Below are 24,065 nucleotides of genomic sequence, written 5' to 3'. Positions count from 1 at the left end.
CTCGACACCTCCACTCGACAGGTGCGTCATTCGCACCAAGTGGAGAAAACCACCCTGTTGGGGTCATTGCTTGCTGCCTGTGCTGAGACACAGCGCATCATCACGGTAGAAGAAACCTTTGAACTGGCCATTGACGCCCCCGACATTGTTGCGCTGCAGGGAAGGCAGGCGAGCCTCGAGGGCACGGGTGAGATCACGCTGCGTCGACTGGTAAAAGAAGCGCTGCGCATGCGACCCGACCGCATCGTTGTTGGCGAGGTGCGTGACGCTGAAGCCCTCGACCTTGTGCTGGCACTGAACACGGGTGTGCCCGGGGCAGGTACAGTGCACGCCAACTCGGCGCAGGAAGCGCTCGAAAAACTCTGCCTTTTGCCGCTGCTGGCCGGACGAAACATTGACCGCTCGTTTATTGCTCCCGTACTGGCCTCTGCCGTGGGACTCGTTGTTCACTGCGTGCGCGACCACACCGGGCGGCGCTGGATCTCTGAGATTATCGAACCCACAGGAGAAGTTGTTGACGGCCAGATTATGTGCCGCCATGTATACCGCGCACCCGATCACGGCTACGCGTCACCACGCCTGCATCCGGCGCTGGCAGGAGGCGCGGCGTGACAATACTGCTCGGTGCGCTTCTTGCCGCAGGGCTGACGCTCACACTCTCGCCGTGGCTGTGGCCACGCACAGAGAAGACATCATCGTCGCTGCCGCGCTCCGGTCGGCTCGAGAAACTTCTCGCTGAATCCGGCTACGCCAGCACCACACAGCCGCGAGCCTTGGCCATCATTGTCGCCGCGACACTGTGTGCAGCCTCGATCGTGTGGCTTGTCACGCAGCATCCGGTATTGGCACTATTGGCCGCCCTGGTGGGAGGCAGCGCACCGATCACCTATCTGCGTGCCCGCCGCCTGCGGCTGCGCAAAGCACGCCGCGCGCTGTGGCCTGACGTGTGCGATTTGCTGGTCGCTTCTATTCGAGTCGGACAATCACTGCCCGATGCGGTTGCGGGTCTAGCCACTACCGCGCCGGTGAGTATGCGAGAAGCATTCGCGCAGTGCTCGCAGCACATTCACTCCACAGGACGCTTCGAAGAAGCCATCGATGCGCTCAAACACGACCTTGCCGACCCCGCCGCCGATCGCATTATTGAGACACTGCGCATGGCCCGTCAGGTGGGCGGAACCGAGCTCACACACGTTTTGCGCTCACTATCAGAATCGGTGCGAGCCGAAGCCACCCTGCGCGCCGAAGTTGAAGCCCGACAATCGTGGATTCGCGGTGCCGCGGTTCTCGGCGTCACCGCGCCCTGGGTCATCATCGGCATGCTCGTCACCCGCCCCGAAGGAGCAGAAGCGTATAGCTCGTGGGGTGGCATCGGTCTCATCCTTGTGGGTGCCGCCGTGTGCGTGATCGCGTTCCGCATCATGCTAAGAATTGGCCAGCTGACAGAGCCCGAACGGTGGTTCGCATGAGCACGTGGACCGACCTGTCTCTCGCCATCATCGTGGGTATCACGCTGGCGGCCGGGTTGTACGCCATGGCAGGTGCACTGCCACGCTGGCGGGCAGCGTCCTTGAATGAACGCGTCGTTCCGTTCATTCGCGACATCGTACCGCTGCACACCACCGCCGACCTCATAGCGGCACCCCGCTGGTCACTGCGCAGCACACTACGCGACCTCCGCACACAGGCCATCACCGCACTCGGTGCCGGTGAGGCACTCCAACGCCGACTCACACTGGCCGGCAGCACACTCGAACCGGCAGCGTTTCGAGCACAACAACTCGTATGGGCAATCACCGGAGTCATCGGAGGCGCAGGCTTTGTTGTGCTCCTCGCCATGCAGGGGCGAATGACACCGCCCACCATCATCATCCCCGTGCTTGCCGGAACCGCAAGCCTCGTGCTCCGCGACGCCCTGCTCACCCGCCAAGCAACACAGCGGCGTGCACGACTGGGCGAAGAGCTCCCCACAACACTCGAGTTCATTGCCCTGTGCCTCGCCGCCGGAGAAACACCACTTGCCGCGTTCGAACGCGTCGCCGACGTCGGCTCCGGCGAACTCAGCCGCGAACTCGCCGCCGTCGTCGTTGCCGTACGCACCGGATCCCCCCTCGAAGACGCACTGCGCAGTATGGCCCGCGCAATCGACCTACCCGCGCTCTCGCGCGCCGTCGACCAGCTCACCGCAGCGATCGAGCGCGGTGCACCGCTAGCGGCCGTGCTTCATGACCAGGCAGCCGACTGCCGTGAAGAAGCCCAGCGCTCCCTCATCGAACAGGCCGGACGCAAAGAACTCCTCATGATGCTGCCACTGGTCTTCCTCATCCTCCCGCTCTCTGTCCTCTTCGCCATCTACCCCGGAGTGCTCATGCTGCGCCTCGGACTCGGATAGCGCCCCGATCGTAACCATCCACTTTCTATTCCCCCGAGAAAGGACCCCCTCATGACAACGACCCACACACCAGGCATCCGGATGCCACGCCTCGCCCGCCGTACCGAACACCTACACACTCCGCCCACACTGATCGAAGACGAACGCGGCGACGTACCCGGGTGGGTGCTCGTGACACTCATGACAGCCGCGCTCGTCATGGTCGTGTGGGGCCTCGCCGGCCCTGCCCTCACCCGTCTTTTTGACCAGGCACTCACAAGCGTTTCAGGAATCGGTTGACCGTGAACGCTTGCGCTCGCAGCGGGGCGCTGGCACCGAACGACCGCGGAGCAAGCCCTGTTGAATTCGTGCTTGTTGGCGCTCTGCTCACAGTGCTCACGCTCGCGGTCGTGCAGCTGGCGCTCGTCGTTTATGTACGCAATGTGGTGCATGATGCCGCTGTCGAGGGCGTGCATCGGGCAGCGCTCGCCGATGCAGAACTAGCAGACGGCGTTGCTCGCACCCACAGCGTTATCGCCCGCGCTGTGGGAGAAAGCTTCGCAGACGACGTCGTCGCATCGACGACGATGAGCCTGGGCGTGCCCACCGTCGAGGTGACAGTAACAACAAGCTTCCCCCTCGTCGGACTACTGGGAGTGCCGAGAGCCTGGGAGGTGACAGGGCATGCGCCACAAGAAACCTTCGCAGGCCAGTGACAAGAGCATCGTTCCAGACGAGAGCACCGACAGCGACGAGAAGGGCGCTGCAGCACTCGAATTTGTGATCGCCGGCGTCATCATGCTCGTACCACTGGTGTACCTCATCATTGCCCTCGGTACCGTGCAGCAACAGACATTCGGTGTTGAACAGGCCGCGCGGCAAACCGCCAGACTACTCGCGCACGACGACCCCGCCGTCAGTCAGCACGCCGACGCCGTGGTATCGACCATCGTCAACGAATACGGCATCGACGACAGCACCATGACGGTGGCCATCTCGTGCATCCCTGCAGGAGTAGGCTGCCCGGCACCGGGAACCCTGGCACGTATCACCGTAACCGCACAGGTGTCACTGCCCCTCGTGCCGCAGTGGGTAGGCAGTTGGGCGACGGTACCGGTCGAGGCCTCGGCGGTGCACAGCATCTCACAGACAGGGCAACAGTGATGCACAGCCCACCACCACTCTGCGCCCGCGGTGACTCCACCGAACGCGGAAGCATCCTGCCCCTCGTGCTCGGATACGCCCTTCTCGCCATCGCACTCATTGTGGTGAGCGTATGCGCCACTGATCTCTACATCGCCCAAAAAAGGCTCGACTCTGTCGCCGATGCTGCAGCGCTCGCAGGAGCCCAGGGCTTTGACTCGGTCGAACGGGCAGCTGATACCGCGCGTATTGTGTTGTCCGACAGCGCCGTCGCCCGCGAAGCCAGCTACATCGTTGAGGCTTCGAGCGTCGCTGCGGTGCTAGAAGCAGCCTTCACCCTCGACGGAATCTCTGCCGAGGTGCAGGTGAGTACTGTTTGGAACCCGCCGCTCGTGAGCGCTTTTGTTCCCGACGGAATTGTGCTGTATTCGAACGCTGTCAGTCGCACGGCCCTGTGGTAGCGGAGCACACCGGATGCTACGGCCCGGGTGTGGGCTCGTGCCCTGGCCGCGGCACATAGCGCGGTATATAGCGAATAAAACCGATTGCTCCGGCAAAACCGATGATGCCCACGGCAGCCGACGCTACGGGCAGAGAAAGCAGTGTCGACAGCAGCGACACCAGCAGAGGCGCTGCGGCACCACCGGCATCCGTCAGTGTGCGCCACGAACCCAAGAACGGTGCCGGATCACGCCACGGAGCAAGGTCGGCCCCGAGCGTATATAAGATTCCGCTGGACAGACCGTTGCCCACACCGAGCACGGCCGCCAGCATGCCAAACCACAGCATGGCTGCCGAGGTGTCCTGCGTGAAAGCGAGCACGAAAAACCCTGCACCCATAAGGCCGATTGCCGGGAGAGCAGCCCACAGTCGCCCGAAACGATCCATGACCTGGCCACTGGCATAAAACAGCGCAAAATCAATCGCACCCGAAACACCCACGACGAGTGCAATGGTCGAAGAATCTAGGCCAAGAGAAACTCCCCACAGGGGGAGGATGACTTGCCGGGCCGAGCGTACGGCAGAAAGAGCTGACGCAGACAGCCCCATACGAGCCAAAACTGCGCGGTGCTCCCACATGGTGCGAAAGACTCCCTGGCGTTGCAGCACAGGGATAGCGCCCGAAACAGCCTCGCCCGAATCGTCGGCAACCATATCGGCTGCACGAGTCGAGGAGCGCTCGGCAGCGGCAGCTTTTTCTTCTGGATCAGGACCAAAAGTGACCAGCACAATGAGTGCGACCGTGCACGCAGCAAAAAACCACACCGTCGACATCTCGGTGCGAAAAATTGCGAGAAGCCCGGCAGCAAGAAAAGGGCCCGTAAACATTCCTAACCGGTAGGCGCCCCCAAGAAGTGACAGGGCGCGCGCTCGAAAAGTCAGCGGAACCCGAGTGGTCATGAATGCGTGGCGGGCTAAACCGAACGCCGCCGCTGCGAGACCAATAACAAAAACGGCGACTGTGAGCAGCGCAAGGTTTTTTGACAGTGCCATGCCCACCGCCGCCAGCAGCGCAACGGCCCCGGCAACGATCATGGTCACTCGTTCACCGAGACGGGCAACCGCGTAACCGGCAGGAATATTGCCACACAGTTGACCGACAACAATCGCCGATGCCACAAGCGCTGCAAGGCCCACATCGGCACCCATGTGGGTGGCGATAACAGGAATAAGGGGGAGTACGGCACCCTCACCCACCGAGAACAGCAGGGTGGGTAAATAAACCATGGGGCCGTACTGACCCAGCACCTTGCGGGCAGTTTCGGGCATTCCTTCACGTTACCGTGCGACACGAACGTCGGTGATCACGGCGCGGCGCGCTAGGCTAGACGAGCCATGCTCGAACTCGATCTCTCCGAAGATATCCACGCCCTCCGCGTCACCTACGGTGACATACGCGAGGTTGTCAATGTGCCTGCGCTGCGCGACGAGATTGCGCGTTTGAGCGAAGAAGCGGGAGCCCCCGATCTGTGGGACGACCCCGAACAGGCGCAGAAAGTCACCAGCGCGCTCAGTCACCGGCAGTCAGAACTCAACCGGGTTGAAGCTGTCGCGCAGCGACTCGACGACCTCGAGGTGCTCATTGAATTAGCCAATGAGATGGGCGATGAAGATTCCGCTCACGAGGCCCGTGCCGAGCTGACCGCGTTGACCGACGTCATTAACCAGCTTGAGGTTCAAACGCTGCTCGATGGCGAATACGATAATCGCTCCGCGGTCATCACGATCCGGTCGGGTGCTGGCGGCGATGACGCTACCGATTTTGCCGAGATGCTGTTGCGCATGTACTTGCGTTACGCCGAACACCACAGCTATCCCGTCAAAGTGCTCGACACCTCGTACGCCGAAGGCGCCGGTATTAAGTCGGCAACTATCGAGATCGACGCACCCTACGCTTTTGGCACGCTGTCGGTAGAGGCAGGAACACACCGTCTCGCTCGCATTAGCCCCTTTGGCTCAGCCGATAAACGCCAAACGTCTTTCGCAGCCGTCGAAGTCTTGCCCGTGATGGAAGAAGCGACCGAGGTAGAAATACCCGAAAACGATATTCGAGTCGACGTTTTTCGATCGTCCGGACCCGGCGGCCAGTCGGTGAACACGACAGACTCTGCCGTGCGCATCACCCACATTCCCACCGGCATCGTTGTTTCTATGCAGAACGAAAAGTCGCAGATTCAAAACCGTGCCGCGGCGCTCCGGGTCTTACAGACACGGCTGCTTCTTATGCAGCGCGAAGAAGAAGCGGCAAAAAAGAAGCAGCTGGCTGGCACGATTACTGCGAGCTGGGGCGACCAGATTCGCTCCTATTTCTTATACGGCCAGCAGCTGGTAAAAGATCTGCGCACCGGTTACGAGTCGACACAGCCCGATCAGGTGTTTGACGGCGACCTCGAAGGGTTTATTTCGGCTGGCATCCGGTGGCGTAAACGCAAAGACGAGGAGTAAGTCGGTGACACTGGCCGAGCAGTTCGATGCCATCACGGTAGAAACCCTGCGCGAGCGTGGCAGCTATAAGTGGACGGCATACCCCAACTCCATTGGCATGTTTGTCGCCGAAATGGACTTTGGTACAGCCCCCGTTGTTGATCGCGCACTGCGGACAGCGCTGGATAACAACCAGTTCGGCTATATTTCGGCACCCATTGCTCGCGAACTGAGCCGTGCCACAGCCGACTACCAGCAGCGGCGTTTTGGGTGGTCTATCGCGCCGCAACGAGTGCATCCCATTGCCGATGTTTTGCGTGGGCTCGAAGTCGTCATCGAACATTTCTCGGCACCGGGTACGCCCGTTATCGTGCCGACCCCCGGTTACATGCCTTTTCTTACTGTGCCGGGGCAGGTGGGGCGCGCTTTTATCGAAGTGCCGCTGCTGAACACCGGCGGGCGTTACGAGTTTGACCTCGACGCTATTGACGCGGCTCTTGCGCAGCATCCGGGAGCCCTTGTGGTGCTCTGCAACCCGTACAACCCGACCGGTCGCGTGCTCACAACACAAGAACTGCTCGCATTCAGCGAGGTTGTTGAGCGCCGCGGTGGGCGCGTGTTTGCCGACGAAATACATGCTCCGCTCGTGTACGAGGGGCACCTGCACGTGCCGTATGCCTCGGTTTCTGAGGCCGCTGCAGCGCACAGTGTCACCGCTGTTTCGGCGTCAAAAGCATGGAACTTTCCCGGACTCAAGTGTGCGCAACTGGTGATTACGAACGATGCCGACGCGCAAATCTGGTCAGAGGTGAAAGGGCGGCTCAACCACGGGCCGAGCACTATCGGCATGATCGCGAACACCGCGGCATACGATCACGGCCAGCCGTGGCTCGACGAAGTGACGGAGTATCTGCAAGGCAACTGGCAGCTCATGCAATCGTTTGCCGCGGAACACATGCCTGCGCTGCGCGTGACACAACCCGAGGGCACGTACATCGGTTGGCTTGACTGGCGTGGCTATGACCTGGGCGACACACCGGCAACACTGCTGCGCGAAAAAGCAGGCGTTGCACTCACCGCTGGCACATCGTGCGGGCAGGCGGGTGCAGGGTTCACCCGCATTATCTTCGCCACACCACGCCCCATTCTGCAAAATGCTCTCGAACAGCTTGCCGATGCCGTTTCGGGGTGTCGCACCGCATAGACCGTCGGTGCACGCCTAGGCTCAAAACGCCATGATCCGATTCGAAAACGTCACCAAGCACTATCGCGGAACACGCCGACCCGCCCTGTCTCAGGTCTCTTTTGACGTGCAGCGCGGTGAGTTTGTGTTCCTCGTGGGGGCTTCGGGCTCCGGTAAATCATCGTGTCTGCAGCTCATTCTGCGCGAAGAGAACCCCACGGCGGGCCGTGTGGCTGTGCTCGGGCACGACCTGCGTACGCTCAGCAACCGCAAGGTGCCGTATTTTCGGCGCAATATTGGGTCGGTTTTTCAAGATTTTCGGTTGTTGCAATCGAAAACCGTCTTCCAGAACGTTGCTTTTACCCTGCAGGTGATTGGCGCTTCGCGCGGGTTCATTCAGCAGGCTGTTCCCGAAGCGCTCGAGTTGGTGGGGCTCGAAGAAAAGCACAAGCGTTTGCCCCACGAGCTTTCCGGTGGTGAACAGCAGCGGGTGGCCATTGCTCGGGCTATCGTCAACCGGCCGCAGGTACTACTGGCCGATGAGCCGACCGGTAACCTCGACCCCGCAACATCCATCGGCATTATGCAGCTGCTTGCGCGTATTAATGCCGGTGGCACGACGGTGCTGATGGCAACGCATGAGGCCGCTTTTGTTGACCAGATGCAGCGGCGTGTGATTGAACTGCGCGACGGTGAGCTTGTGCGCGATGACGCACAGGGCGGTTATGGTGACCGCTCAACGCTGCCGCAGCTTGTGCCCGAGAGTGAACGAGGCGCTGCGGCCACGGCGGCGCTCGGGCAGGTTCGCCGCCTGCACGAAGAGACACTGACAGAAGAATCTGTGGCGCCCTCTGCTGAAGAGCCTGCAGAACCGGATGCTGGCGCAACGCCGACCCCCCGGGCACAGGCGGTGCCCAAGCATCCGATCACTGTTGCCGATGTTGACGTGGCCGAACTGGGTGTTGCTGACAGGCTGGGGCTTGCTGAGACGAATGAAGACGACGAAGTGGGGCCGACATCATGAGGGCCGGGCTCATTCTTTCCGAGGTCTTTACGGGTCTACGCCGCAATGCCTCGATGGTTATTTCGGTGATCTTGGTCACCTTCGTGTCGCTCACTTTTGTGGGGGCCGCGATTTTGATGCAGATGCAGATCAGCACCATGCGCGACTTTTGGGAAGACCGTGCACAGGTGGCCGTATATCTGTGTTCTGAAGTTTCTACGGCCGAAACGTGTCTGGATGGTGCTGCGTCGCAGGAGCAGATCGATGCCGTGCAGGAACAGTTGGAGAGCGATACGCTTGCCCCGCTCATCTCGCAGGTACGTTTTGAAGACCGCGAGGAAGCCTATGAAAAAACGCTGGAGCTGGTGGGCGAAGACTACGCCGACATCATTACTCCCGAGCAGATGAACGAGATCTTCTGGGTGAGTATGGATGATCAGACTCGCTCCGATGTGATCGTTGAGGCTTTCGCTGGGGTTGATGGGGTAGAAGAAGTTCGCGATCAGATGGAATACCTTGATCCGCTCTTTGCTGCGCTCACCATCGCGACCTATATTGCGGTGGGTATTGCCGGGCTCATGCTTGTCGCGGCGGTTTTGTTGATCGCCACGACCATTCGTCTTTCGGCGTATGCGCGGCGGCGTGAAATTGGGATTATGCGTCTCGTGGGTGCTTCGAACCGGTTTATTCAGACGCCGTTTGTGCTGGAGGGCGTTTTTGCTGCCGTGATTGGTTCACTGTTGGCGAGCGGTGCCGTACTGGCGGGTGTGCACTTCGGCGTGCAGCAGTATTTGCGCGACCGGGTGGCTTTTATTAGCACGTGGATCACGATGGGTGATGCGCTGCTGGTGGTGCCCGTGCTCATCGTGATCGGTGTGGTGTTGGCAGCGCTGTCGGCGTGGTTCGCGATTCGCCGCTGGTTACGCACCTAACGCCGTGCACCGTGCACCGAGTGCCGAATCGGTTAGACTGTGGGGCTGCCTGAGTGCTGATAGGCGGCTCAAAGATGGCCGAGACGAGGAGAAACCATGGTTCGCGAACGGGGCGAGAAAGTTATCGCCACTAATCGTCGCGCACGCCACGACTTTAACCTAGAGAAGTCGTATGAGGCGGGTCTGGTGCTCACGGGTACCGAGGTGAAGTCGCTGCGTCATGGGCGGGCGAACCTGACCGATGGTTATGCCTTTGTCAAAGACGGTGAAGCTTTTCTCGATGCAGTGCATATCCCCGAGTATTCGCAGGGGCACTGGACGAACCACTCGGCAAAACGCGTGCGCAAACTGCTGCTGCATCGCGAAGAGATTGCGCGGCTCGGGCATGCTGTAGCTGCTGGCGGATACACGATCGTGCCGCTGCGGCTTTATTTTAAAGATGGCCGGGCCAAGGTTGAGATCGCGCTGGCAAAGGGTAAGCGTGAGTACGATAAGCGTCAGACTCTTCGCGAACGGCAAGATACTCGCGAGGCTGAGCGTGCCATGCGGTTGCGTAACCGCATGGGTGAGTAGCCGGGTTTTTGTCTTTGGCAGCAGGTTTCGGATGCCGCGGTACTCATCCGTTATTCAAGCTCGGGCGTAAACCCAAAGACGCCGCCAAGGAACGTTATCTCTGCTTCAGTGGCCGCGATGATCGTTTCGGCACGACGGAAACCGTGCCCTTCGTGCGGAAAGACAATCATTTCGTGCGGAATGTTGCGTGCGGCCAGCGCGTCGCGAATCGCTTCTGATTGCGATGGTGGCACGACCGCGTCGTCTTCTCCCTGCAGTAGCAGGACGGGCACGGTAATGCGGTCGGCGTGGGTGAGGGGCGAGCGCTCAATATAGATGTGCTCGGCTTCGGGCAGCGGGCCCACGAGCCCGTCGGTGTAGTGCTTCTCAAAATCGTGGGTGTCGGCGGCCAGCGAGCGCAGGTCGGCTACGCCGTAGCGGCTGATTCCGGCAGCAAAGACTCCGCCTCGTACGAGCGAGCACAGTACGGTCCAGCCTCCTGCCGAGCCACCGCGAATGGCGATGCGGCGGGGGTCCGCGGCACCGGATGCTGCGAGCCCTTCGGCTGCGGCGAGCACATCGTCGACGTCGGCAACGCCCCACTGCCCGCTCAGGCGTTCGCGGTATTTTCTGCCGTACCCCGTTGAGCCGGAATAGTTCACATCGAGCACGCCGATTCCGCGGCTGGTGTAGTAGGCAATCGCCAGCGATGCGGCCCCTGCTACGTGGGCGGTGGGGCCGCCGTGAACGAGCACGACATATGGCGGCAGCTCATCGTCGGGCGCGGTTGCTTCGGGGTTGGTTGGCGGATAGTTGAAGGCGTGTACGGGTCCGTGGGGGCCGGGATAGACAACGGGTGTTGCGCGCGGCATCCAGGCGGAGTCCACGCGGTCGCCGCCGCGCAGGGCGACAAAGGTTTCTTCTCCTACATCGATGCACCAGAGTCCGGCTGATACGGTGGCACCCGATCCGGTGACGAGCACACGGCTGCCTGCGGCGTCGGCAATGCTGATGTCGGCCGAGAGCGGCACGGTGAGCACTTCGACGGTGGATGGCTCGGCGGCCGTGTTTTCGTTGTCGGGCTGCGACGCGGTGGGTGTGATGACGGCGAGGGTGTCGGTGCCCTGTGTGCGGACGGCAATAATGCGTCCGTCGTCCAGCGGCCGGTACCAGCGCTGGCCGAGCACCCATAAGCCGCCGCCAGTATCGGCCTGGGCTGGGGCAACCGGACGGGTGTGGTTGATTACTTCGATGCCGTCGTCACCGTCGCGTATCGTCGCGCGGTACAGGTTCCATCGTCCGTTCGGATCATCAATGTAGAGCAGCTCGTGGTTGCTCACCCATTCGGGCTGCAGTCCTGCCTGGGTGGGGAGAGACGTGCTGTAGGCACCCTGATTGTTGCCGATGACGATGGTGGCATGCTGCCACGGCATGCTGGTGGGTTCCCACTGCACCCAGGCCAGTCGCGTGGCATCCGGTGACAGTGCAGGATGCGCAACGAATCCTGCTGTGCGGACCCATGTAGTCAGCGTGTCGTCGCTGGTTGCGGCCGAGGCATCGAGGGGAATTTCTACTATCGAACGCTCGTGCGGTTCGGAGCGCAGGTCTTCCCGTACCGCGAAGAGTCGACCCTGCTGCACCGTGAGTCCGCCGTATCGTGCGCCGGCAGACGTGAGGGCTACGGGATCAGCCTCCGGATGCTGCGCATACACGCGCTGGTCGCTCGCTTCGACGAACAGCAGCGTGCCGTCGGCAGTGGTTGTCCACGATGCGCCGCCATACTCATGTACACGTGAGCGTGCATTCCACGGAGCCCGCAGGATGTCTTCGACGGCGCCGTCGTTGCGAGCGCGGCGCACTGCGTTGCGTCCGCCCTCATGCGGTATCGACTCTGCCCACCACACCTCGTCGCCCACAAAACGGGCACCGTCAATGCGGGAGCCTCCCGCGGCAAGATCCGATGCCGAGAAGGGCGACGACCAGGTTCCGTAGGGCTTCTGCTGCATACCTTGAGCCTACGTGTGACGCCATGTTTCGTGCGTGTGTGCATCACACTCCCGCGTGTCTTAGCGTTGTCGTCAGACACCCGGTTATGAGCCGGGACGGAGCGACAGCCGAGCCCGGCACCCGCCCGCGCGGGCCACACGATGTGGTCGGCACGGTCGATGATCTGCTGTTTTCCGGGAGTATCCATGTCGAGCGACGCATCTCACACTGATGGTCCGTGTACCACCAAGCCGGTGCCGGTTTCTTTTGAGCTCTATCCGCCACGTCAGGCGTCGTCAACGCACGCCCTGCACGAGACTGTGCTGCGTCTGGCCAAGGTCGACCCGCAGTTTATTTCCGTCACCTATGGCGCGGGTGGTTCGACCGGTGGGCGTTCGCTCGAGGTTTTGAAGTTCATTCGTGAAAACACGCACGTCGAGCCGCTGGCGCACCTGACCTGTGCGGGCAACACCTATGCGGGCGCGACGCGGTTGATCCGTGAGTTTCTTGACGCCGGCATCCGGAGCTTTCTTGCTCTGCGGGGTGATCCCCCCATCGGTCACACCGAACCGTTTCTGGGCGATCTGGAATCGTCGGCGCAGCTGGTGCAGCTGATCGATCGCGTGCAGGCTGAGCGTGCCCCCTACCACGAGCAGCCGGTTCCGGGCGTTCCTGGTGCCGCAGTTGTTTCGCCCCGCGAACACGTGAGCATTGCCGTGGCTGCTTTCCCCAACGGACACCCACGCTCTGTACACCGGATGCAAGACGTCGAGGCACTCCTGGCAAAACAGGCCGCCGGTGCAACCGTGGCAATCACACAGCTGTTCTTCCACGCTGACGACTACCTCGCCTTTGTTGAACGTGCACGACGTGAAGGCGTAACGATCCCCATTCTTCCTGGAATTATGCCGATTACTTCTCCTGCGCGCTTACGTCGAGTGCTGGAACTCACAGGAGAAGAGCTACCCGGAGAACTGGCGGTGTCTCTCGAAATCGAACCGACACCCGAGGGACGACGCAGTGTCGGTATCGAATGGGCTGCTCGCCTGTGCCGCGAGGTTGTTGATGGAGGCGCGCCTGGCGTGCACCTGTACGCCTTCAACCAGCACGACACGGTGCTCGACGTTCTGCGACAGGCCGAGCTTCTTCCTGTGCTGCACGGCTGATTCGACTTTTTACACTCCTCACACTTGTCGCGCTGCGGCACCAACGAAAGGAACAACGACCATGACCGCTTTTCCCGCCGGAACAATTTTGGGATACCCGCGGATTGGCCCGCGCCGCGAACTAAAGAAGGCCGTGGAAGCTTTCTGGGCAGGAAAGGTGAACCTGCAGGCGCTCGAACAGACGGCTGCGCAGCTGCGTTCTGCCGTGCGTGCTCGGCTCGAACAGAACGGGCTTCAGCGTCACGACTCATCAATTCCGGAGTCGTTTTCTTTCTACGACCAGGTTCTTGATGCAGCCGTCGCCGTCGGTGCGATCCCGGCGCGTTTTGAGCGTTTGCGTGAAGCCGACGGCTCGATTGGGCTTCCCGCATACTTCACGATTGCCCGCGGTGAGGGCGACGACGCTCCGCTGGAGATGACCAAATGGTTCGACACGAACTACCACTATCTTGTTCCCGAGATCGGGCCCGAGACGGTCTTCTCACTCAGCAGCGAACGCTACGAACAGCAGGTGCGCGAGGCCGCTGCAGAAGGCTTCGCCGTGCGCCCGGTTATCGTTGGCCCGGTCACGCTACTGGCCCTGGCAAAGGCTTCCGATGAGGCGCCCGAAGGGTTTGACCCGCTCTCGCGCCTCGCCGACCTTGTTCCTGTTTATCAGCAGCTGCTGGCACGTCTTCGTGCCGCTGGCGCCGAGTGGGTACAGCTCGACGAACCTGCACTGGTGAGCGAGTCACTGCCTGCCACGACCGAGCAGCTGGGTGCCGCAGCGAAAGACGCCTACACGTTGCTTGGCGAAGCAAACGACCGCCCCGCGATCTTCGTTGCCGCGGCCTATGCCGCGCTCGGCGACAACCTCGCTGCGCTGGCAGCAACGCCCGTGGAGGCCATCGGTCTTGACCTCAGCCGTGGCGCGGTGCCCGCCGCCGTCGCAGGTCTGGAAGGCAAGACACTCGTGGGCGGTGTTATCGATGGCCGCAATATTTGGCGCGGCGACCTGGCCGCTGCCTTCGACAAGCTGGAGCAACTGCGCGGACTGGGTGCGAACGTTGCGGCAGGCACGTCGACGTCACTGCAGCACGTTCCCCACGATGTACGCGATGAAACCGCACTGAGCGAGCAACTGGTGTCGTGGCTGGCTTTTGCCGATCAGAAGGTGCAGCAGGTTGTGACCCTTGCCCAGGGACTGGCTGAGGGCCGAGACAGCATCGCGGCAGAGCTCGGTGCAGCCACCGCTGCCCTGGCTGATCGCAGCAGCGCTCCCGGTGTGCGTGACGGTGCCGTGCGCGAGCGCGCGGCGCAGCTCTCGGCGGATGACTTTGTGCGTGGTGACTACGAAGACCGCCGCGTCGCGCAGCAGGAGCGTCTGCAGCTTCCGGAACTGCCGTTGACCACGATCGGCTCCTTCCCGCAGACCGGAGACATTCGCCGCGCTCGTGCACGCTTCGGCAAGGGCGAAATCACGCAGGAAGAATATGACGCGTTCTTGCGTGCTGAAATTGACGGTGTCATTGCTTTGCAAGAAGAACTCGGCCTCGACGTACTGGTGCATGGCGAACCCGAGCGCAACGACATGGTGCAGTACTTTGCCGAAAACCTTGATGGTTTCGATGTGACCGAACACGGCTGGGTGCAGTCATACGGCTCACGGGCAACACGGCCGTCCATCCTATGGGGAGACGTGTCGCGCCCCGCCCCCATGACGGTGGAGTGGTCGCGCTACGCGCAGTCCCGTACCTCCGCACCCGTCAAGGGCATGCTGACCGGACCGGTAACGATTCTTGCGTGGTCGTTCGTGCGTGATGACCAGCCCCTGGCCGATACGGCAAACCAGGTGGCACTGGCATTGCGCGACGAAATCTCCGACCTTGAAGAGGCCGGAATCGGCGTGATCCAGGTTGATGAACCGGCACTGCGCGAACTACTGCCGCTCAAGAGTGTCGACCAGCCCGCGTACCTCGACTGGTCTGTCGCATCGTTCCGACTGGCGACGGCCGGTGCACACACCGATACCCAGGTGCACACTCACCTGTGCTACTCGGAGTTTGGCGTCGTGATCGATGCCATCCGTGCACTGGATGCCGACGTCACCTCGATCGAGGCAGCACGCAGCCGCATGGAGGTCGTGCACGACATCGCAGCATCCGGATTCAACCACGGAATTGGCCCCGGCGTGTACGACATCCACTCACCCCGCGTGCCCAGTACAGAAGAAATCCAGTCACTGCTAGAAATCGCGGTCGCCGATATTCCTGCGGCACAGCTGTGGGTCAACCCCGACTGTGGGCTGAAGACCCGCGGCTACGAAGAAACCACCGAGTCGCTGCGCAACATCGTCGCGGCAACGCGCGCGGTACGTGAAAACGTGACCGCGGCCGTATAACTCACGGCACATGGTGAAGGCGGTGGCCACGGAACACTCTCATTCCTTGGCCACCGCCTTCGTGCACGGCACTGGTGCGCCTGTTTCGCCTCGTGGTGTGGCTATACCGCGCGCAGTACGGCAACAACCTTGCCCAGTACAACAGCCTCATCGCCCAGGATCGGTTCGAACGCTGAGTTGCGGGGGAGAAGCCACGTGTGCCCATCGCGCTGACGGAAGGTTTTTACCGTCGCTTCGTCGTCAAGCATGGCAGCCACGATCTCGCCGTTCTCTGCTGTGTGCTGTGCGCGCACCACAACCCAGTCCCCATCACAAATAGCGGCATCGATCATCGAATCGCCCGAAACCCGCAGCATAAAAAGTTCGCCATTGCCGACGAGCTGGCGTGGCAGGGGAAAGATTTCTTCTACGTGCTGCTCGGCAGTGATCGGAATCCCGGCCGCAATACTGCCCACGAGAGGAACCAACGCTGCATCTGCTCGGGGAACGACCGTATCGGCGGGGCTTTCGGTGGCCGTGCCCGGCAGATCGATCAGCACTTCGATGGCACGCGTTTTGCCCGGGTCGCGACGAAGATAGCCGCTGAGTTCGAGTTGACCCAGCTGATGAGTCACGCTCGATAGTGATTTCAGGCCGACGGCGTCACCAATTTCACGCATGCTCGGCGGATATCCATATCGCGCAATCGACTGCTGAATCACCTCAAGAATTGCCATCTGCTTGGCGCTCAGGCTCTTGCGGCGACGTGCCCGCGGCGCATCGGCATCCGAAGAGATCGGGACTGGCTCGCTCATGATGCTCCTTCGTCGCGGGAATGTCAGTGGTCCGTGATGAGGTACCCGCATGGTTACCGTATCGGAATCGCCGGGACATTCGGAATATCTGTTCGAGCGTGTCGATGATTTTCGAGCGGAAATTTCGAAAATCAGTTGACTTCGACCCTGATTCGAAGATAAGTTCGGAACAGACGTTCGCACTGCGGGTAGATCTCCACCACCACCGTGTTGCGAACCTAAGAACGCAGGAGGCCAAGATGAGCACCACCACCATGAGCATCGCTGCTCCCCACAGCGCTGAGTCGAGCGCTGTTGCCTCGACGACGCGTCTTCGCCTCACGCAGCGGGGTCGTCGGGTCGTTGCCGCTCTCATCGCGCTTCCGCTCGCGGCGGCACTCGCGGGCTCGGTGCTTGCCAGCGGTGCAGCTCTCGCGTCGGCAGACAGTACCGGTGAGCCTCGCGAGTTCGCCACTCTCACGGTGGTGCCCGGAGACACCCTCTGGGGGATAGCAACAGAGATCGCCCCCGAGCGTGATCCGCGCGACGTGGTCGATGAGATTCGTCGACTCAACCTCTTGCCCTCGGGCGTGCTCACCGTGGGTCAGACAATCTCGATTCCGGTGGAGTAGCGTTCTATTCGCCTCTACCATGGGCAGAGTGAGTATTTCTCTTGACGACCTTCCTCTCCGTGATGACTTAAAGGGCAAGAAACCCTACGGCGCTCCGCAGGCCCCGCTGCCCGTCGCTCTCAACGTTAACGAGAACACGCATCCGATACCCGAAAGTGTCATCCGCGACATCGTCGGCGACATCACCCACGTTCTCGGCGACATCAACCGTTACCCCGATCGCGAGTTCACCACTCTTCGCGAATCCTTCGCTCACTATCTCGGTCATGACCTCACGCCCGACAACATTTGGGCGGGTAATGGCTCGAATGAAGTCCTGCAGCAGATTCTTCAGGCCTTCGCAGGGCCAGGCCGCACCGTGTTCGGGTTTGGCCCCACGTATTCGATGTACCCGCTGCTGACGCAGGGGACAGGAGCCGTATGGACTGAGGGCACGCGAGACGCTCAGTTTCAGCTCACCGCTGAGCACGCAGCGCAGCAGGTGCGCGATGCCCAGCCCGACGTGGTGATCCTGTGTACGCCGAATAACCCGACCGGTACGCCTTTAGCCATTGATGTCATCGAAGCGGTGTACGACGCAGCGCCCGGCATTGTCGTTGTCGATGAGGCCTATCAGGAGTTCGCACCGCACGACGCTGTCTCGGCACTCACGTTGCTCCCTGGCCGTGAGCGTCTCATGGTGTCACGAACGATGAGTAAAGCCTTCGCATTCGCTGGGGCGCGAGTGGGCTATTTGGCGGCGCACCCCGCAGTCATCGATGCCTTGCGGCTGGTGCGGCTGCCGTACCACCTCAGCGCACTCACACAGGCTGCAGCAACAGCTGCTCTACGACACGCGCCGACTATGCTGGCCATGGTCGACCACATCGTGCAGCAGCGTGACCGTATATCGACGACGCTGCGTGAACTGGGTTTTACGCCCTATGAGTCATGGTCGAACTTTGTGCTTTTTGGTGGTGTCGTCGATACCGCACAGACCTGGCAGAAGCTGTACGATCGCGGAGTCTTGATCCGTGACGTGGGTATCGCTGGACATTTGCGAGTGTCGGCCGGTACCGAAGCGGAGACCTCCGCATTTCTTGACGCCCTCGCATCGATAGAATCAGGACTATGACTGCCCGTATTGCCCGTTGCACCCGCTCCACCTCTGAGTCGACCGTTGAGCTTGAGATCAACCTGGATGGAACGGGTCAGAGCACCATCTCTACTTCCGTGCCCTTTTTCGATCACATGCTGACGGCTTTCGCTAAGCACTCGCTGAGCGACCTGACCGTGAAAGCAACCGGTGACACGCATATCGATGCGCACCACACCGTAGAAGACACTGCCATTGTGCTGGGTCAGGCGATCCGTGAAGCACTGGGCGATAAATCTGGTATCTCGCGCTACGGAGACGCCCTGGTGCCACTGGACGAGTCGCTTGCGCAGGCAGTGGTCGACATCTCGGGGCGACCTTTTCTCGTGCACGAGGGCGAACCCGAAGGTTTTGAGTTTCACCTAATTGGTGGGCACTTCACCGGCTCGCTCGTGCGCCACGTTTTTGAAGCCCTCTCGTTCCACGCCGGGCTCACCGTACACGTGCGGCTTCTGGCCGGTCGCGATCCTCACCACATTGCCGAGGCCGAGTTCAAAGCCTTCGCCCGTGCTTTCCGCCAGGCGAAAGCTCTCGATCCTCTCGTGCAGGGTGTTCCCTCCACAAAAGGGGCGCTATGACCGATGCGCCGCGCATTGCGGTGCTCGACTATGGCTCAGGCAATGTTCACTCGGCCGTCAAAGCACTGCAGGCTGCAGGTGCGACGGTACAGCTGAGCGCCGATACCGAGGTCGTGCTGCACGCAGACGGCCTGGTTGTGCCCGGCGTCGGTTCTTTCGGTACGGTTATGCGTGCTTTGCGCGCTCGGCGCGGTGACGAGCTCATTGGCCGCCGACTCGCGGGGGGCCGCGCCGTGCTGGGTATTTGTGTTGGCATGCAAATACTGTTTGAGCACGGCACCGAATCGGCCGAGACTGATGAGGGCATGGGGGAGTGGCCTGGCGATGTGCAGCGCCTGCGTGCTCCGGTGCTTCCCCACATAGGGTGGAACACGGTCGCAGCGGCAGCCGAATCACGCCTCTTTCGGGGTATCGAACAGGAACGCTTCTATTTCGTGCACTCCTATGCTGCAACGCAGTGGACGCTTGATGTTATGCCGCCTTTTCCTGAGCCTGCGGTGACCTGGGCCACTCACGGCGAAAAGTTTGTCGCCGCTGTCGAAAATGGGCCACTGACTGCCGTGCAGTTCCACCCCGAAAAATCGGGAGCCGCCGGAATAGCGCTGCTACGTAACTGGATTCAGTCTCTGCCGCGCACGCAGCGATAAACGCCCATCACTATCTGTATTTGAAGCCGGGGCACAGGCGGACTAGTGTCGAAATCTGTGCCGTAACCGGCGTCTTACTTCTCACCTGAGGATGACATGAACGACTTTACGTCTACACCCGCTCTTACCCTGCTGCCCGCCGTTGATGTTGCCGATGGCAAAGCGGTCCGCCTGACTCAGGGCGAGGCCGGCACGGAAACCAGCTACGGCGACCCGCTCACAGCAGCAGCAGAGTGGGTAGACCAGGGTGCCGAATGGATTCACCTGGTTGACCTCGACGCGGCGTTTGGTCGCGGAAACAACACCTCGATCCTGCGCCGTGTTGTCAAGCAGTTCCGCCACGTCAACATCGAACTTTCTGGTGGTATTCGCGACGATGCATCGCTAGAAGCAGCCTTGGAAAGTGGCGCGGCGCGTATCAACCTGGGTACGGCAGCGCTCGAGAACCCAGAATGGGCTGCCGACGCCATCGCACGTTTTGGTGAGCGCGTTGCTGTAGGCCTTGACGTTCGCGGTACCACGCTGGCCGCGCGGGGCTGGACAAAAGACGGTGGAGATCTGTGGGAGGTTCTCGAGCGGCTAGAAGCTGCCGGATGCAGCCGCTATGTCGTCACCGATGTCACGAAAGATGGCACTCTTCGGGGTCCGAACCTTGACCTGCTGCGTGAGGTGACTGCGCGCACACCCAAGCCTGTGATTGCTTCGGGCGGAGTCGCGAACCTCGACGATATCGCTGCGCTGCGCGAGCTTGTGCCGCTGGGGGTCGAGGGCGCCATCGTCGGTAAAGCTCTGTATGCCGGTGCTTTCACTCTCGCTGAAGCCCTCGACGTCGCCAGCGACTAGTGTCGGCACACCACGAAGCTGCTGAGCCGGGTCATCCGCTGTCTACGGGCGACTCGGCCGGTGTGCCCTGGGAAGGACGCAGCTTTGAAGATAATCCGCATGCACAGGACGACGGCTCTGCCGATCCGGCGCTGTTAGCAGCGCTCACCCGATTTGGTGCCGAGCAGGGCAGCGAAAAAGAGGTTGTTGATGCCTTTCGTGCTGCTCGCGTGCTGATTCCTCTCGTTGCTGAGAAAGGTGACGAGGGGGTCGGTCCCACGGGGCTGCGGGTAGATAAAACCCAGGAGCTATCGATTGTTACTGTATCGGCCCCGGATGGCCGCACAGTACAGCCGGTTTTCTCCAGTGTTCAGACGATGGCAGCGTGGGAGCCCACAGCGCGGCCCATACCGGTTGAGGCTGTGCGTGCGGCGCTTGCAGCGTCGTCGGAGAACACCGATCTGATTGTTCTCGACCCGGGGTCGCCCACGGAATTTGTTGTGCGCCGACCGGCTGTATGGGCCGTGGCGCAGGGAGAACCGTGGGAGCCTAGCTATCTTTCGGCCGAGGTGTATGCCGGACTGCACGAAAGTATTGGCACAGAACTGGCAGTTGTCGATGTGACTGTGGCAGCAGGCGACCCTCGTGCGCGACTGCGCGGGCCTGAGCTTGTTGTGACGCTCGAACTCGTTGCAGGGCTTGAGAAAGAGACGCTCGACGCTGTCCTAGCGCGCCTGGCGCAGCGTTGGTCGGCCGATGAGCGCATTGCCACGCTGGTCGACTCGCTCGCCGTCAAACTGCGGCGTGCAGGCGCCTAGCGCAAGCATCCGGAAGCCACTGATGTAACGAAGAATATCGCCGAAGTTCTCGAGAAACCTCGGCGATATTCTTTGCTCGCTGACGCTGCAGACGCTTAGGTGACAGGACCCGTCCACTTTTCGCCCGGGCCCTTGCCTACCGGGTCGGGAATGGCCGACGCCTCTCGAAACGCCAGTTGCAGTGACCGTAGTCCGTCACGAATAGAGCGGGCATGCACATCACTGATTTCGGGGGCTCCCGCGGTGACCAAGCCGGCAAGAGCGTTGATGATTTTGCGCGCTTCATCCAGGTCGAGCTGGGTTTCGGGGTCGTCGGCGAGGCCAACTTTCACGGCTGCCGCACTCATGAGGTGCACCGCTGTTGTGGTAATAATCTCTACCGCAGGCACATCAGCAATGTCTCGCGTCGCCGCTGTCGCGGCTTCTTCTTGTTCTGCCCAGGCGCGGTGTCGAGGGTCATGTGATGCGGCCGAAGCGGTGGGGAGCGGTTCCTGGGTCGTCACGGGCTGCGCTTTCTGTTAGACTTCTGCGGGCTCTGAAGCATTGTGCTTCGGTACGAAAGAGGATTCCATCCCACCCGCGCTTGCCGCTCTAGGCTACCGGGTCTTACGCTCCGCCGGCGGCAACGCCGGTAGATAGGGCGAACGTCAGTAGCTGATGCTGGCACGGGGGGATTGAGCACTCTTTTGCCCGAACGTTTCACGTTCGGTGGCTCTCCCACTTTTCGTCTAAGGAGCTCCGTATCAGCGATCCCCGCACCAATGAGCGCATCCGCGTGCCCGAGGTCCGCCTCGTAGGGCCAGCGGGTGAACAGATTGGCGTTGTCCCGATTCAGACAGCGCTGCGCCTTGCGCAAGAAGCCGATCTCGACCTTGTTGAGGTCGCCCCGAACTCTAAGCCTCCCGTGGTCAAGATCATGGACTACGGCAAATTCAAATATGAGGCTGCCCAGAAGGCTAAAGAAGCCCGTCGCAACCAGGCCAACACGATTCTTAAAGAGGTTCGTTTTCGCCTGAAGATTGAGGGTCACGACTACACGACCAAGCTCAAGCGCGCCGAAGGCTTCCTCAAGGGCGGCGACAAGGTCAAAGCCATGATTCTTTTCCGCGGACGAGAGCAGTCCCGTCCGGATCAGGGCGTTCGTCTTCTCCGGAAGTTTGCCGAAGACGTGGCTGAGTTCGGAGTCGTCGAGTCAAACCCGACTATCGACGGCCGCAACATGGTGATGGTGATCGCTCCGCTGAAGAACAAGTCTGAGGCAAAGGCCGAGCAGAACGCGCAGCGTGTTGCGCACAAGCAGGCTGCTCGTCAGGCCCGGGCTGATGCACATGCTGATGACTCCTCGACGACAACAGACAGCGCGGAGTAATCCGCGATACCAACTCCCGCGTGATGCGGGTTGCCACCGTCGCCCGTGAGGGGCGCACTACGAAGGAAGAGAAGATGCCGAAGCAGAAGACCCACTCGGGCAGCAAGAAGCGCTTCAAGATCACCGGCACCGGCAAGATCAAGAAGCAGCAGGCGAACATGCGCCACAACCTGGAACACAAGTCGAACCGCCGTCGCCGCCGTTTGAACCAAGACCAGATTGTTGCCGATAGCGACGTCAAAACCATCAAGAAGCTTCTCGGACGCTGACGCGCACCGAACGTAGGAATAGGAATTTACGAAAATGGCTAGAGTCAAGCGCGCTGTCAATGCGCACAAGAAGCGTCGCGTCACCCTGGAACGGGCATCGGGCTACCGTGGGCAGCGCTCACGTCTGTACCGCAAGGCGAAGGAGCAGGTCACTCACTCGTTCGTCTACTCATACCGTGACCGTCGCCAGCGTAAGGGCGACTTCCGTCGCCTGTGGATTCAGCGCATCAACGCTGCCGCACGCCAAAACGGCATGACCTACAACCGCTTCATCCAGGGCCTGGGCCTTGCCGGTGTTGAGGTTGACCGCCGGATGCTGGCAGAACTGGCCGTCAACGACCAGGCCACCTTCACCGCTCTGGTTGATGTTGCTAAGAAGGCTCTTCCTTCCGACGTCAACGCTCCCAAGACTGCAGCATAAGCATTCTTCTTCACGGCAGCGGGCGCTTCAATTATGGGGCGCCCGCTGCCGTTGTTTGTGCTTCATAACTGTCGAGGCCAGAACGGCTCAACGGCGCGACCGCCTAGAATAGGTGTGTGCTGGAGAATCCTCGATCACCCCGCGTCCGTGCTGTTGCCAAGCTTGCTAAGCGCTCCACACGGCAAGATACGGGGCTTTTTTTGCTCGAGGGGCCGCAGGCCGTGCGGGAGGCACTGCACTATCGGGCCGATGCGATCGTCGATCTGTACGCCACGCCCACGGGCTGGGAGAAGCATCCGGATGTCCGTGAGCGTGCCGAGCAGACGGGGCATGAGGTGCAGTTTGTCACCGAAGACGTTCTGCACGCCATGGCCGACACGGTCACTCCGCAGGGAATCATTGCGGTGGCGCGGCAGTTTCCCACCGGTATTCGTGATGTCTTTGCGGCGGAGCCTCGGCTCTTGGCTATCTGTGAAGAGGTTCGTGATCCCGGAAACCTCGGCACGATTATTCGCGCCGCGGATGCAGCGGGTGCCGATGCCGTAATTTTATCCGGGCGCACGGTTGATCCGTATAACCCGAAGGTGGTTCGTTCAACCACCGGCTCACTGTTTCATATCCCTATCGTGGTGGGAGCCGAGCTCAGCGACGTTGTTGATCGAGCACACGCTGCAGGGCTCCACGTGATTGCTGCCGATATTAATGGGGATGACCTGCTGCAGGCACGCGCACAGGGCGTGCTTTCTCGTCCGACAGCGTGGCTGTTCGGTAATGAAGCACGAGGTCTCGACAGCGAAGCTCTCGCGCTGGCCGACCAGGCCCTCAAGCTACCTATTTATGGGCGTGCTGAATCACTCAACTTAGCCACTGCGGCGAGTGTATGCCTGTATGAGAGCGCTTTTTCACAGCGCTAACTGCGCGGTGCTTTTGTGCGGGCCGGGGCTTTATCTCATTACAACT

Annotated in this window: 28 protein-coding genes; 24 read left to right on the top strand and 4 right to left on the bottom strand. The window is 61.1% G+C overall.

From position 1 onward, the window contains the following. The first annotated feature begins 21 nt into the window (after positions 1-21). The 7 genes from ACQUSW_RS11960 to ACQUSW_RS11930 all read left to right on the top strand — a co-directional run bounded on the left by ACQUSW_RS11960 (position 22) and on the right by ACQUSW_RS11930 (position 3,975). Positions 22-612 carry an ATPase, T2SS/T4P/T4SS family gene (locus ACQUSW_RS11960; protein WP_428932536.1) on the top strand — a complete coding sequence of 197 codons (591 nt, stop codon included), beginning with the start codon at positions 22-24 and terminating at the stop codon, positions 610-612. Continuing rightward, positions 609-1,469: a type II secretion system F family protein gene (locus tag ACQUSW_RS11955; protein ID WP_428932535.1), complete on the top strand. Its 861-nt coding sequence runs from the start codon at positions 609-611 to the stop codon at positions 1,467-1,469. The genes ACQUSW_RS11960 and ACQUSW_RS11955 overlap by 4 nt, the downstream gene beginning before the upstream one ends. Beyond that, complete coding sequence (locus tag ACQUSW_RS11950) at positions 1,466-2,392, top strand: type II secretion system F family protein (protein WP_428932534.1); 927 nt, start codon at positions 1,466-1,468, stop codon at positions 2,390-2,392. The genes ACQUSW_RS11955 and ACQUSW_RS11950 overlap by 4 nt, the downstream gene beginning before the upstream one ends. A gap of 81 nt (positions 2,393-2,473) precedes the next feature. Continuing rightward, on the top strand, positions 2,474-2,671 hold the full coding sequence (locus ACQUSW_RS11945) for a hypothetical protein (RefSeq protein ID WP_428932627.1): 198 nt from the start codon (positions 2,474-2,476) through the stop codon (positions 2,669-2,671). 2 nt (positions 2,672-2,673) lie between these two features. After that, the gene (locus ACQUSW_RS11940) at positions 2,674-3,087 is read left to right on the top strand and encodes a TadE family protein (RefSeq protein ID WP_428932626.1); all 414 of its coding nucleotides are present in this window, start codon (positions 2,674-2,676) and stop codon (positions 3,085-3,087) included. Then, complete coding sequence (locus ACQUSW_RS11935; protein WP_428932533.1) at positions 3,056-3,535, top strand: TadE/TadG family type IV pilus assembly protein; 480 nt, start codon at positions 3,056-3,058, stop codon at positions 3,533-3,535. Before ACQUSW_RS11940 ends, ACQUSW_RS11935 begins: the two co-directional genes overlap by 32 nt. Then, the gene (locus ACQUSW_RS11930) at positions 3,535-3,975 is read left to right on the top strand and encodes a pilus assembly protein TadG-related protein (protein WP_428932532.1); all 441 of its coding nucleotides are present in this window, start codon (positions 3,535-3,537) and stop codon (positions 3,973-3,975) included. The genes ACQUSW_RS11935 and ACQUSW_RS11930 overlap by 1 nt, the downstream gene beginning before the upstream one ends. Before the next feature lie 16 nt (positions 3,976-3,991). Here ACQUSW_RS11930 and ACQUSW_RS11925 read toward each other — a convergent pair whose 3' ends face one another. Beyond that, on the bottom strand, positions 3,992-5,284 hold the full coding sequence (locus ACQUSW_RS11925; protein ID WP_428932531.1) for an MFS transporter: 1,293 nt from the start codon (positions 5,282-5,284) through the stop codon (positions 3,992-3,994). 66 nt (positions 5,285-5,350) lie between these two features. On the opposite strand from ACQUSW_RS11925, the gene prfB reads away from it, so the two are divergent. The 5 genes from prfB (at position 5,351) to smpB (ending at position 10,130) form a co-directional block, all read left to right on the top strand. Next, positions 5,351-6,460 (top strand): peptide chain release factor 2, encoded by a 1,110-nt coding sequence (gene prfB / locus ACQUSW_RS11920; protein ID WP_428932530.1) that lies wholly within the window; start codon positions 5,351-5,353, stop codon positions 6,458-6,460. Positions 6,461-6,464: 4 nt separating this feature from the next. Then, positions 6,465-7,643, top strand: coding sequence for a MalY/PatB family protein (locus ACQUSW_RS11915; protein ID WP_428932529.1), 1,179 nt, complete (start codon positions 6,465-6,467; stop codon positions 7,641-7,643). Positions 7,644-7,674: 31 nt separating this feature from the next. Continuing rightward, positions 7,675-8,646 (top strand): cell division ATP-binding protein FtsE, encoded by a 972-nt coding sequence (gene ftsE / locus ACQUSW_RS11910; protein WP_428932528.1) that lies wholly within the window; start codon positions 7,675-7,677, stop codon positions 8,644-8,646. After that, the gene (ftsX, locus tag ACQUSW_RS11905) at positions 8,643-9,557 is read left to right on the top strand and encodes a permease-like cell division protein FtsX (RefSeq protein WP_428932527.1); all 915 of its coding nucleotides are present in this window, start codon (positions 8,643-8,645) and stop codon (positions 9,555-9,557) included. The genes ftsE and ftsX overlap by 4 nt, the downstream gene beginning before the upstream one ends. A gap of 96 nt (positions 9,558-9,653) precedes the next feature. Continuing rightward, on the top strand, positions 9,654-10,130 hold the full coding sequence (gene smpB / locus ACQUSW_RS11900) for an SsrA-binding protein SmpB (protein WP_428932526.1): 477 nt from the start codon (positions 9,654-9,656) through the stop codon (positions 10,128-10,130). Positions 10,131-10,180: 50 nt separating this feature from the next. On the opposite strand, the gene ACQUSW_RS11895 is transcribed toward smpB, so the two are convergent. Continuing rightward, the gene (locus tag ACQUSW_RS11895) at positions 10,181-12,115 is read right to left on the bottom strand and encodes an alpha/beta hydrolase family protein (RefSeq protein ID WP_428932525.1); all 1,935 of its coding nucleotides are present in this window, start codon (positions 12,113-12,115) and stop codon (positions 10,181-10,183) included. Positions 12,116-12,301: 186 nt separating this feature from the next. On the opposite strand from ACQUSW_RS11895, the gene ACQUSW_RS11890 reads away from it, so the two are divergent. Both ACQUSW_RS11890 and metE read left to right on the top strand, forming a co-directional pair. Then, positions 12,302-13,261 (top strand): methylenetetrahydrofolate reductase, encoded by a 960-nt coding sequence (locus tag ACQUSW_RS11890; RefSeq protein WP_428932524.1) that lies wholly within the window; start codon positions 12,302-12,304, stop codon positions 13,259-13,261. Positions 13,262-13,322: 61 nt separating this feature from the next. Next, positions 13,323-15,641 carry a 5-methyltetrahydropteroyltriglutamate--homocysteine S-methyltransferase gene (gene metE, locus ACQUSW_RS11885; protein ID WP_428932523.1) on the top strand — a complete coding sequence of 773 codons (2,319 nt, stop codon included), beginning with the start codon at positions 13,323-13,325 and terminating at the stop codon, positions 15,639-15,641. 101 nt (positions 15,642-15,742) lie between these two features. Here metE and lexA read toward each other — a convergent pair whose 3' ends face one another. After that, positions 15,743-16,435 (bottom strand): transcriptional repressor LexA, encoded by a 693-nt coding sequence (gene lexA / locus ACQUSW_RS11880; RefSeq protein ID WP_428932522.1) that lies wholly within the window; start codon positions 16,433-16,435, stop codon positions 15,743-15,745. 239 nt (positions 16,436-16,674) lie between these two features. Here lexA and ACQUSW_RS11875 point away from each other — a divergent pair, with 239 nt between their 5' ends. The 6 genes from ACQUSW_RS11875 (at position 16,675) to ACQUSW_RS11850 (ending at position 21,046) form a co-directional block, all read left to right on the top strand. Continuing rightward, complete coding sequence (locus tag ACQUSW_RS11875) at positions 16,675-17,046, top strand: LysM peptidoglycan-binding domain-containing protein (protein ID WP_428932521.1); 372 nt, start codon at positions 16,675-16,677, stop codon at positions 17,044-17,046. Between the two features lie 19 nt (positions 17,047-17,065). After that, positions 17,066-18,160, top strand: coding sequence for a histidinol-phosphate transaminase (locus ACQUSW_RS11870; RefSeq protein ID WP_428932520.1), 1,095 nt, complete (start codon positions 17,066-17,068; stop codon positions 18,158-18,160). Next, positions 18,157-18,759 carry an imidazoleglycerol-phosphate dehydratase HisB gene (hisB, locus tag ACQUSW_RS11865; protein ID WP_428932519.1) on the top strand — a complete coding sequence of 201 codons (603 nt, stop codon included), beginning with the start codon at positions 18,157-18,159 and terminating at the stop codon, positions 18,757-18,759. The genes ACQUSW_RS11870 and hisB overlap by 4 nt, the downstream gene beginning before the upstream one ends. Next, on the top strand, positions 18,756-19,406 hold the full coding sequence (hisH, locus tag ACQUSW_RS11860; RefSeq protein WP_428932518.1) for an imidazole glycerol phosphate synthase subunit HisH: 651 nt from the start codon (positions 18,756-18,758) through the stop codon (positions 19,404-19,406). The genes hisB and hisH overlap by 4 nt, the downstream gene beginning before the upstream one ends. Positions 19,407-19,502: 96 nt before the next feature. Further along, complete coding sequence (priA, locus tag ACQUSW_RS11855; protein WP_428932517.1) at positions 19,503-20,249, top strand: bifunctional 1-(5-phosphoribosyl)-5-((5-phosphoribosylamino)methylideneamino)imidazole-4-carboxamide isomerase/phosphoribosylanthranilate isomerase PriA; 747 nt, start codon at positions 19,503-19,505, stop codon at positions 20,247-20,249. Then, the gene (locus tag ACQUSW_RS11850; RefSeq protein WP_428932516.1) at positions 20,249-21,046 is read left to right on the top strand and encodes an SseB family protein; all 798 of its coding nucleotides are present in this window, start codon (positions 20,249-20,251) and stop codon (positions 21,044-21,046) included. The genes priA and ACQUSW_RS11850 overlap by 1 nt, the downstream gene beginning before the upstream one ends. 95 nt (positions 21,047-21,141) lie before the next feature. Here the strand turns inward: ACQUSW_RS11850 and ACQUSW_RS11845 are convergent, their stop codons facing one another. Continuing rightward, positions 21,142-21,549 carry a DUF1844 domain-containing protein gene (locus ACQUSW_RS11845; protein ID WP_428932515.1) on the bottom strand — a complete coding sequence of 136 codons (408 nt, stop codon included), beginning with the start codon at positions 21,547-21,549 and terminating at the stop codon, positions 21,142-21,144. Between the two features lie 239 nt (positions 21,550-21,788). On the opposite strand from ACQUSW_RS11845, the gene infC reads away from it, so the two are divergent. The 4 genes from infC (at position 21,789) to ACQUSW_RS11825 (ending at position 24,019) form a co-directional block, all read left to right on the top strand. Next, complete coding sequence (infC, locus tag ACQUSW_RS11840) at positions 21,789-22,415, top strand: translation initiation factor IF-3 (protein WP_428932625.1); 627 nt, start codon at positions 21,789-21,791, stop codon at positions 22,413-22,415. Positions 22,416-22,489: 74 nt separating this feature from the next. Next, positions 22,490-22,684 (top strand): 50S ribosomal protein L35, encoded by a 195-nt coding sequence (gene rpmI, locus ACQUSW_RS11835; protein WP_428932624.1) that lies wholly within the window; start codon positions 22,490-22,492, stop codon positions 22,682-22,684. 34 nt (positions 22,685-22,718) lie between these two features. After that, positions 22,719-23,105: a 50S ribosomal protein L20 gene (gene rplT / locus ACQUSW_RS11830; protein ID WP_428932514.1), complete on the top strand. Its 387-nt coding sequence runs from the start codon at positions 22,719-22,721 to the stop codon at positions 23,103-23,105. Positions 23,106-23,221: 116 nt separating this feature from the next. After that, a complete protein-coding gene (locus tag ACQUSW_RS11825; RefSeq protein WP_428932513.1) occupies positions 23,222-24,019 on the top strand; it encodes a TrmH family RNA methyltransferase in 798 nt (265 codons plus the stop codon). Positions 24,020-24,065 lie beyond the last annotated feature (46 nt).

The organism is Microbacterium luticellae (assembly GCF_050408645.1).
Classification (GTDB): domain Bacteria; phylum Actinomycetota; class Actinomycetes; order Actinomycetales; family Microbacteriaceae; genus Microbacterium.
The sequence above is the reverse complement of the archived record's forward strand: the minus strand, read 5'-3'. Positions and strand labels throughout refer to the sequence as shown.